An 8,974-nucleotide genomic window follows, 5' to 3' on the forward strand; every position below is an offset into this window, starting at 1 on the left:
CGATGTCGGACGTCCGCGTCGTCGTCATCGACTGGACCGACACCGGAGCGTCACCACCGACGGCCACGGACCCGACCTGGATCCTCCGGCTGACACGGCGGACGGCCAGCCGGGCCGGGACGGACGGCAGTCCGAGCCCGACCGGTTCACGCGTGGTCACGGCGCTCAGCCCCGGTTCCCGGAGACGGTCTCCCGGGCGGCGCGCAGGGATTCCTTGAGCGAGCCCATGGTGGCCAGCACGGCCGTGGGCTCGTAACCGCAGTGGGCCATGCAGTTGGCGCACCGCGGGTCCTTGCCGCGCCCGTACTTCTCCCACTCGGTGTCCTCGATCAGCTCCCGGTAGGTGGGCACGTAACCGTCGCTCATCAAGTAGCAGGGGCGCTGCCAGCCGAAGAGCGAGTAGTTGGGGATGGCCCAGGCGGTGCACGGGAAGTCCGCCTTGCCCTCCAGGAAGTCGAGGAAGAGCGGGCTGTGGTTGAGCCGCCAGCGGCCGCGGTTGCCGCCCGCGAAGGCCTTGCGGAAGAGCTCCCGGGTCTGGTCGACGCCCAGGAAGTGCTCCTGGTCGGGGGCCTTCTCGTAGGCATAGGCGGGCGAGATCATCATCTCGTCCACCTTCAGCTCGTCGTTGAGGAAGTTGAGCACCTCGATGACGGTCTGCGGGGTGTCGGTGTTGAAGAAAGTAGAGTTGGTCGTGACCCGGAAGCCGCGCCGCTTGGCCTCCTTGATCGCCTCCACCGCCTCGTCGAAGACGCCCTCCTTCGCAACGGATTCGTCGTGCCGCTCGCGCAGCCCGTCGATGTGCACCGCGAACGCGAAATAGGGAGAGGGCTTGAACTTCTCCATCTTCTTCCGCATCAGCAACGCGTTGGTGCAGAGGAAGACGTACTTCCGCCGGGCCACCAACTGCCGCACGATCTCGTCGATCTGCGGATGCATCAGCGGCTCGCCGCCCGCGATGGACACCATCGGCGCACCGGACTCCAGCACCGCGCCGACCGCCTGGGCAACGGGCATCCGCTGTTTCAGCACGCCCGCCGGATGCTGGATCTTCCCGCAGCCCTCGCACTTGAGGTTGCAGGCGAAGAGCGGTTCGAGCTCGACGATCAGCGGAAACTTGTCGCGCTTCCGGAGCTTCTGTTCAAAGAGATAGGTCCCGACCCGGATGGTCTGGCGGAGCGGCATGGCCATCTGGCTCACCTCCTGGGGAGCAGCAAAGAACGGTGCCATTCGAAAAAAGCCGGAAGGACGGTGCGGAGTACGCGGAAAGCTGATATTCCACCCCGCAAGGTCCCGATTCGGACGAGTTCATGTTCTGGAGCGTCCACGACCACCCGGACGGCCGCAACCGGGCGCGGACCCGTCCTCACCGCGCTTCGGAGCGTGGCGGCGGACTCCATGTCCACCGCGAGTGCGCCGGCGGCGTGCAGCCCGGCGCGCTCTGCGCCGCGCACGACGTGGTCCGAGCCGACCAGCGGCCCGGTGTGGATGACGCGGCCGGGGACGGCGCGGGCGAGCTCCTTGGCGAGGATCTCGGAGCCGAGGCACTCGGTGCGGCCCTCCCCGTCGCGGGTCTCGTCGGCGACGACCAGGTCGCCGGGGTGCATGCCCGGTGCGAGGCCGGCGCAGAAGCCGGTGGCGATCACGGCCGCGTCCTGCAGCGGACCGCCCTCGGCGAGGGCCCGGGTCACGGCACGGTCCGCCGCCTGGGGGCCCATGCCGGTGCGGAGCACGGTCACGGGCCCGGCCGCGCCGCCCGTACCGCCGCGCAGGGCGAGGCGCTCGATGCCGAGCGCGCAGGCGATCAGCAGCGGTGCGGGGGCGGGCGTGCCCGTGCCGGGGGCCATCAGCCCTCCCGTGGTTCCTGTGCCCGGTCCGCGGCGAAGGGTTCGCCATGCAGGAACCGGCCGAGCGCGGTGAGCGGGAACACCTGGCGGTACAGGTGGTAGTTGATGGAGAAGTCCCACGGGAAGCCCGTACCGGTGAAGTACGGCTCGTCCCACGAGCCGTCCTCGCGCTGGGTGTCGGCCAGCCAGGCCACGCCCCGGGCGACGGCCTCGCTCTCCCGCTCGCCCGCGGCGAGCAGGGCCATCAGGGCCCATGCGGTCTGCGAGGCGGTGGAGGCGCCGCGGCCGGTCCACTCCGGTTCGCGGTAGGAGCGCAGGTCCTCGCCCCAGCCGCCGTCGGGGTTCTGCACACCGCCCAGCCAGTCCACGGCCCTGCGGATCGCGGGGTGCGAGACGGGGAGCCCGGCGGCCACCAGGGCGGGGACCACGGACCCGGTGCCGTAGAGGTAGTTGACGCCCCAGCGGCCGAACCAGGCACCGCTGGGCTCCTGTTCGGACAGCAGCCAGACGATGCCGCGCCGGGTGCGCGGGTCGTGCTCCTTGCCCAGCACCGCGAGCATCTCGACCACGTGGGCGGTGACGTCGGCGGAGGGCGGGTCGATGACCTCGCCGAAGTCGCAGAACGGCAGCCGGTTGGGGAACTTGCTGGTGTTGTCGGCGTCGAAGGCGCCCCAGGCCCCGTTCTTCGACTGCATGCCCACCGTCCAGCGGGCGGCGTGCCGGATCGCCGTCTCGACGCGCCGCGGGTCGGGGTGGGCGATGCGCCGCAGGGCGAGGATCACCTCGGCGGTGTCGTCGATGTCGGGGTAGTTGTCGTTGTGGAACTCGAACGCCCAGCCGCCCGGGGGCAGTTCGGGGCGGCGCACGGTCCAGTCGCCGGAGCGCAGGATCTGCTCGTCGAGCATCCAGTCGGCCGCCTTGACCAGCGCCGGGTGGTCGGGCGCCACGCCGGCGTCGGCGAGGGCGACGGCGGCGAGGCAGGTGTCCCAGACCGGGGACTGGCAGGCCTCGATCATCCGGGCTTCGCCGTTCTCGCGCGGCACGGCGAAACGGTCCAGCGACTCGAGCCCGGCACGCAGCACGGGGTGGTCGAGGTCGTAGCCGAGGAGGTGCAGCGCGATGATCGAGTAGACGGCGGGCGGCTGGATCCCGCCCCAGCAGCCGTCGTTCTCCTGGCGCTCGATGATCCAGCGCGCGGCGGAGTTGACGGCGGAGCGGCGCAGCGCGCCGACGGGGAATTTGCGGTAGAGGTGCAGCGCCTTGTCCAGGCGCTGGAAGAAGCCGTCCCAGCTGGCCGCCGGGGCGAGCGGGCGCGGCGGGTTGGGCCGGCGCGGGTCGGTGTGCAGCTCGTCGAGGCCGAACGGCGCGGGGCGCACGGGGCGGTGGGCCGCGACGATGGTGAGCGGCACGATGGTCTGCCGGGCCCAGCAGCCGAAGGTGTAGATGTTGAGCGGGAACCACTTCGGCAAGTAGATGATCTCCGGCGGGAGTTCGGGGAGGTCGTCCCAGCTCCACCAGCCGAAGAGGGCCAGCCAGATCCGGGTGAAGACCCGGGTGGCGGCGATGCCGCCCTGTCCGCGGACCCAGGCGGAGGCGGCGGCCATGTGCGGTGCGTCCGGGCCGTCTCCCGCGAGCCGGAGGGCGACGTAGGCCTCGACGGTCGCGGAGAGTACGGCGGGCCCGCCGTGGAAGGTGGCCCAGGTGCCGTCCGGGCGCTGCTGCGAGCGGATCCAGCGGGCGGCGCGGCGGGTGGTCTCCTCGTCCCGGATGCCCAGGAACTGGCGGAGCAGCAGGTCCTCGGCATCCATGGTGACGTTGGTCTCCAGGTCGCCCTTCCACCACCCCTGCTCGTCCTGCCGGGACAACAGGTGTTCGACGGCGCGGGCCGTGGCCCGTTCCGCGGCCTCGTGCGTCTTCGCCGCCCCCGCGGCCGCGGGCAGGGGCTCGGCGGTCGTGCTGTGTCCGGCCTCGGCAGCGCGGGGCGGATGTGCCCCGGTGCCGTCGGTCGTCGCTGTCATGTGCTTCCCCTTTTGCAGTGAGTTGCGTCTCTGCCGTACTGCTGTGACTGCCGTACTTGGGGTTGCGTCGGCCGGTGCCGCGCACGGGGCACCGGCCGGCGAGTGCGCGCTAGATCGGGTGGAGGTGAAGGGGAATCATCTTCTCTTCCGTGGTCATCTCTTGCGTACGACGACGAAGTCGGCGAGCGCGACGAGCTGCGCCCGGACCTCTGTGGGCATGTCGACTCCGTTGAGGGCCTCGATCGCGGTGGCGTACTGGCGGCGGGCCTCCCGGGAGGTCCACTCCCGGCCGCCCGCCTCCTCGATCAACGCCGCGCGGGAGGCGAATTCCTCCTCGTCGAAGTCGGCGAGCTGGGCATCCGTGAGCTTCGCGTCGGCGGCGAGGATCCCGGCGAGCCGCTCGGATGCGGGGCCGCCGGCCGCGAGGGCGGCGACCACCGGGAGCGACTTCTTGCGCTGGCGCAGGTCGCTCCAGGTCTGCTTGCCGGTGGCCGCCGGGTCGCCCCAGATGCCCAGCAGGTCGTCGATGGCCTGGAAGGCGAGGCCGAGGTGATGGCCGTATGCCTCCAGGACGTCGGCGGTCTTGTCGTCGGCGCCGCCGAGGACGGCGCCGATGGAGGCGGCGCAGGCCAGCAGGGCACCGGTCTTGTTGCCCTCCATCTCCAGGCACTCGGCGACGGTGACCCGCTCGCGGTGCTCGTAGGAGATGTCCTGGGCCTGGCCGTCGATGAGCTTGCGGGTGGCGGTGGTCAGCCGGCGGGTGGCCCGGCCGGCCTCGACGGTGCCCAGCTCCAGCAGCAGTTCGTTCGCCAGCGCGAAGAGGGCGTCGCCGACGAGGATGGCCTGCGCGGGGCCGTGCAGCTTCCACACGGTCTCCCGGCCGCGGCGCTGCTCGTCGCCGTCCATCAGGTCGTCGTGCAGCAGCGAGAAGTTGTGCACGAGCTCCACCGCGACGGCGCCGGGCACGCCCGCCTCGGGCGCGGCGCCCGCGGCCTCGGCCGAGAGCAGCGCCAGGGCGGGGCGCACGGCCTTGCCGCTGTCGCCGTGCGCCGGGCGGCCCTCGGCGTCGACCCAGCCGAAGTGATAGGCGGCGACGGCGTCCATGGGTGGCGCGAGCCGGCCCACGGCATCGCGCAGCACCGGTGCGCACAGCGCCCGTCCCCGCTCCAGCAGTGCGGTGACGCCCGCGGTGTCGACAGCTGGGATCGCCGAAGTCACGGTCTCTCCTCTGGTGGTCGTGCTCACGCGCGCCCCGTCCGGGTGGCGCACGCCTGGTTGGCTCGCTGGGTCATGCCGCCGCCTCCCGCAGGGGGTCGCGGTACGGTCGGCCGAGCTCGGAGAGTGCCGCGCCCGCGGCCTGCACTCCGCTGCGCACCGCGCCCTCCATCGTCGCGGGCCAGCCGGTGGCGGTCCACGCGCCGGCCAGGTAGAGGCCGGGCACGTCGGTGGCGGCCTGCGGCCGCAGCCGCCCGACCCCCGGGGTGGGGGCGAACGTCGCTGTCCGCTCCCGGGTGACGAAGAAGTCCTTCACGCCGGCTCCCCGCGCGGCCGGCAGCAGCCGCTCCAGCTCCGGGAGATAGCGCTCGCGCAGCTCGGCGACCGGCCGGTCGATGTCGTCCTGCGCGGCGGACTGCGACACGGCCAGGTACTGCACGGGACCGTCCGCCCCGGCGAGCCCGGAGGACTCCGTGCGGTCGAAGACCCACTGCACGGGACTGCCGAGCGCCGCGAAGAACGGCCGGCGGAGAACTTTGCGATCGTATACGACGTGCAGGTTGAGGATCGGCGCGGTGCCGATGTCCAGCAGCCGGTCCGGGTCGTCGAGGGTCCCGTCGGGCAGCAGGGCGTGGGCCTCGCGCTGGGGCACGGCGAGCACGACCGTACCGGCGTCCAGCCGCTCGGTGCCGTCGGGCCCGGACTCGGCGTCCACGTGCCAGCCGCCGTCCGCACTGCGGGTGATCGCGGTGGCGCGGGTGCGCAGCGCGGTGCGCACGCCGGCCCGGTCGAGGGCGGCGCGGGCCCGGGTGTCGTGCAGCTCGCCGAGCGGGACGTGGGCCCAGCCGATGTCGGCGGCGCCGGGCGCGGAGAGCAGCCCGGTCTTGAAGACCTTGGCGGCCAGCCCCAGGGACGCCCGGTCCGCCGTCGCGTTGAGGGTGGCGACGCCGACCAGGTCCCACAGGGCCTCGACCGTGCGGGCGGACTGGCCGTGGCGGTGCAGCCAGGTGGCGAAGTCCACGCCGTCCAGCGCCGGGTCCTCCGGGTCGAGTGCGCCGAGCGCCAGCGCGGCGCGGCCGACCTTGGCGCGCTCGGCGAGCGAGAGGTGCGGGTACGTGGCCAGGCTGGCCGCCAGGTGCAGCGGCACGGGCAGGGCGGCACGGCGCAGCCGGCCCAGGCGCGGGCGCCCGGACGGGTGGCCCACGTCGAGGACGGGCACGTCGAGCCGGTCCTGCAGGGGGGCCAGGTGGCGGGCGCCGACGCGGTCGAGGAACCACTGGTAGGCGGTGCAGCAGCGCAGGTAGACGTGCTGGCCGTTGTCGACGGACATGCCGCCGCGGCGGAAGGAGAAGGCCAGGCCGCCGAGGCGCGGCCGCCCTTCGAGCAGGGTGACCTGCAGCCCGGCACCGGCGAGTTCGAGAGCGGCCGTGACGCCTGCCAGGCCGCCCCCGATCACTACCGCGGCCGCCCCCAGGGGACGGCCTGCTTCGTCTGTGCGGAGCCGCTCGGGCCGGGTTGTCGTCCCCTCGGTCATGCGCCCACCCCCTCGGCTGCTGTCTGGGACGTGCCCTCCGGGCGGAGGGTTGCACACCGGCCCGTGCGCGTGCGGGTCATCAAGCGCGCCCCCTGGCGGTCGCCCGGTGCACGCTGCGCGCGTCGTACCCGGACAGCCCGCGCACGGCGACGAACGCTTTCTCCCGGCCGGGCAGCGAGACCCGGCGGCGCAGCACGGCCTCCGGCTCCTCGGCGATCCGGTCCAGCAGGCGCCGGTAGATGCCGGACATGGCGGCGACGCAGGCGCCGCTGCGCCGGTCCAGCATGGGCAGCAGCCGCAGGCCGGTGGCGAACAGGGCGCGGGCGCGCCGCACCTCGAACTGCACCAGCCCGGTGAAGTCCGCGCCCGGCGGGGGCACGGCGGCGTGGAAGCCGTCCGAGCAGCCGAACTTGGCGAGGTCGTCGGAGGGCAGGTAGGTGCGGCCGTTGGCCGCGTCCTCGCGGACGTCGCGCAGGATGTTGGTGAGCTGCAGGGCCAGGCCCAGCGTATCGGCGTACTCCGCAGCGCGCTCCGTGTCGCGCGCGCCGGGGACGGTGCCGAACACGCCGAGCGACAGGCGCCCGATGGCGCCCGCCACGCAGCGGCAGTAGAGGGCGAGGTCGTCCCAGGTCTCGTAGGTCTCGCCGCGGACGTCCATCTGGACGCCGTCGATGAGCTCGTCGAGCCCGCCGATGGGAATGGGGAAGCGGCGCACGGCGTGCGCGAGCGCGACGGCCACCGGGTCGGTGTCGTCCTCGTCGATCGCGCCGTCCCTTATCCGGGCGAGCGTCGCCCGGGCCTCCTCCAGCCGCAGCCGCTTGGCCTCGGGCTCCAGCGGCCCGTCGCCGATGTCGTCGATGCGCCGGGAGAAGGCGTACAGCGCCGACATGGCCCGCCGCTTGGCGGTCGGCAGCAGTCTGATGCCGTAGCTGAAGTTGCCGGCCTGCTGTCCGGTGACGGCCTCGCAGTAGCTGTACGCGGCGAGTACCGGTGCGGACGCGTGTGGCGTTCCGTTCACGGTCCCGCTCACCCCTCTCTTCGCAATGTCGCCCCCACCTCGCGCAGCACGCTGAGCTTGGTGGGCTTCGGCGGTCCGGGGAGCACGTCGTGGCCTGCGGCGGCGACCGCCTTGAGCGCGGCCCTCCCCCCGCCCACGAACCCCGCGAGCAACAGCTTGAGCCTGCCGTGGACGCTACCCACCAGGGGGGTCCCTTCATTCAGCAGGGTCCGGGCGCGTTCCGCCTCGTACGCGACCAGGGCACGCACCGATGCGCCCGCGGTCGGCCGGGCGAGGTCGGACTCCGTGACACGGAAGCGCTGCATGTCCTCGGCGGGGAGGTAGACGCGGTCGCGTCCCAGGTCCTCGGCGACGTCCTGCAGGTGTTCCACGATCTGCAATGCGGTGCAGACCGCGTCCGAGCGGCGGATCCGCTCGGGGCTTGCGGTGCCGGTGATGCCGAGGACGAGGCGGCCCACGGGGTTCGCGGACAGCTCGCAGTAGGCGAGCAGCTCCCCGTACGTGGCGTAGCGGCTCACCCGCTGGTCCTGGCGGTTGGCCTCGATCAGTCCCAGGAAGGGCTCGGGCGTCAGACCGCACCGGCGCACGGTCGGACGGAGGCGGATCAGCAGCGGGTGGCGGGGGCCGGTGCCGCTGCGGTCGAAGACCCGGCGCAGGTCGGCCTCGAAGGCGTCCAGCATCGCCGGGCGGTCGTCGGACTGCTCGCGGTCCAGGCCCAGCAGCTCGGCGTCGCGGCCGCCGGGGGCCACGTCGCCGTCGCCGATGTCGTCGACGAGGCGGGCGTAGCCGTAGACGGCCATCAGGTCGGCCCGCCAGGCGCGCGGCACGAAGAAGGGTGCGACCGGGAAGTTCTCGTGCGCGGCCTTGTCGAGCACGGCGCGCGCGTGCGCGTCCGTCCCCGCGGTCATCGCGGGCTGCCCGGACCGGGGACGGCGTACGCGTCTCTGATCTGGAGCGTTCCCGTACCCATTGCCGTCACATCTCCCGTTCTACACTGCCGAGCCAGAACATCCTATTTCGGACACGCCGCAGGCGGCGGCCGTGCCGTCGACCCCCCTCGGCCGTTTCTCCGGCGCCCCGGCGGCCGGAGGCACAGGGAGTACCGGGGTACACCCTCGCCCGCCGCGGAACAGGCGCAAAAACAGCACGGTACAGCGTACGCCGTACAGGTGCCCGACGCCCGCCGGGGTGTGTGCTTGATCCATACAATGCCATGTGCAGGACGAACAGACCTTGGTAATAAGGCAGTTGATCGTTACGAACCGGTCAATCCCATGGCGCCCTCAGCGGGCCGTTTCCTTCTCGTACGCCCGTACGACCTCGTCCGTCGGGCCGTCCATCAGCA

General features: G+C 72.9%; 8 protein-coding genes. All 8 read right to left on the reverse strand.

The window, feature by feature from the left end:
• Window positions 1-160: flavodoxin-dependent (E)-4-hydroxy-3-methylbut-2-enyl-diphosphate synthase (locus ACLHRZ_RS35845; protein WP_490422803.1), on the reverse strand; the 160-nt coding region annotated here is incomplete at its 3' end.
• A 5-nt stretch (window positions 161-165) separates the two neighbouring features.
• Window positions 166-1,188 carry an adenosyl-hopene transferase HpnH gene (gene hpnH / locus ACLHRZ_RS35850; RefSeq protein WP_414167479.1) on the reverse strand — a complete coding sequence of 341 codons (1,023 nt, stop codon included), beginning with the start codon at window positions 1,186-1,188 and terminating at the stop codon, window positions 166-168.
• 5 nt (window positions 1,189-1,193) lie between these two features.
• The gene (locus tag ACLHRZ_RS35855; RefSeq protein ID WP_490422797.1) at window positions 1,194-1,844 is read right to left on the reverse strand and encodes a 5'-methylthioadenosine/S-adenosylhomocysteine nucleosidase family protein; all 651 of its coding nucleotides are present in this window, start codon (window positions 1,842-1,844) and stop codon (window positions 1,194-1,196) included.
• Entirely contained in the window at window positions 1,844-3,862 is a 2,019-nt protein-coding gene (shc, locus tag ACLHRZ_RS35860; RefSeq protein ID WP_490422798.1) for a squalene--hopene cyclase, read from the reverse strand. Before shc ends, ACLHRZ_RS35855 begins: the two co-directional genes overlap by 1 nt.
• 153 nt (window positions 3,863-4,015) lie before the next feature.
• The gene (locus ACLHRZ_RS35865; protein ID WP_490422799.1) at window positions 4,016-5,107 is read right to left on the reverse strand and encodes a polyprenyl synthetase family protein; all 1,092 of its coding nucleotides are present in this window, start codon (window positions 5,105-5,107) and stop codon (window positions 4,016-4,018) included.
• A 43-nt stretch (window positions 5,108-5,150) separates the two neighbouring features.
• Entirely contained in the window at window positions 5,151-6,611 is a 1,461-nt protein-coding gene (hpnE, locus tag ACLHRZ_RS35870; protein WP_490422800.1) for a hydroxysqualene dehydroxylase HpnE, read from the reverse strand.
• 79 nt (window positions 6,612-6,690) lie between these two features.
• Window positions 6,691-7,641, reverse strand: coding sequence for a presqualene diphosphate synthase HpnD (gene hpnD, locus ACLHRZ_RS35875; RefSeq protein ID WP_490422801.1), 951 nt, complete (start codon window positions 7,639-7,641; stop codon window positions 6,691-6,693).
• On the reverse strand, window positions 7,638-8,537 hold the full coding sequence (gene hpnC, locus ACLHRZ_RS35880; RefSeq protein WP_490422802.1) for a squalene synthase HpnC: 900 nt from the start codon (window positions 8,535-8,537) through the stop codon (window positions 7,638-7,640). Before hpnC ends, hpnD begins: the two co-directional genes overlap by 4 nt.
• Window positions 8,538-8,974 lie beyond the last annotated feature (437 nt).

The organism is Streptomyces sp. AM25 (assembly GCF_058146165.1).

What these genes read in the sequence shown, in the direction of transcription:
- hpnH (WP_414167479.1), bottom strand. Translation starts at nt 1,188, where the DNA reads ATGGCCATGCCGCTCCGCCAGACCATCCGGGTCGGGACCTATCTCTTT.
- ACLHRZ_RS35855 (WP_490422797.1), bottom strand. Translation starts at nt 1,844, where the DNA reads ATGGCCCCCGGCACGGGCACGCCCGCCCCCGCACCGCTGCTGATCGCC.
- shc (WP_490422798.1), bottom strand. Translation starts at nt 3,862, where the DNA reads ATGACAGCGACGACCGACGGCACCGGGGCACATCCGCCCCGCGCTGCC.
- hpnE (WP_490422800.1), bottom strand. Translation starts at nt 6,611, where the DNA reads ATGACCGAGGGGACGACAACCCGGCCCGAGCGGCTCCGCACAGACGAA.
- hpnC (WP_490422802.1), bottom strand. Translation starts at nt 8,537, where the DNA reads ATGACCGCGGGGACGGACGCGCACGCGCGCGCCGTGCTCGACAAGGCC.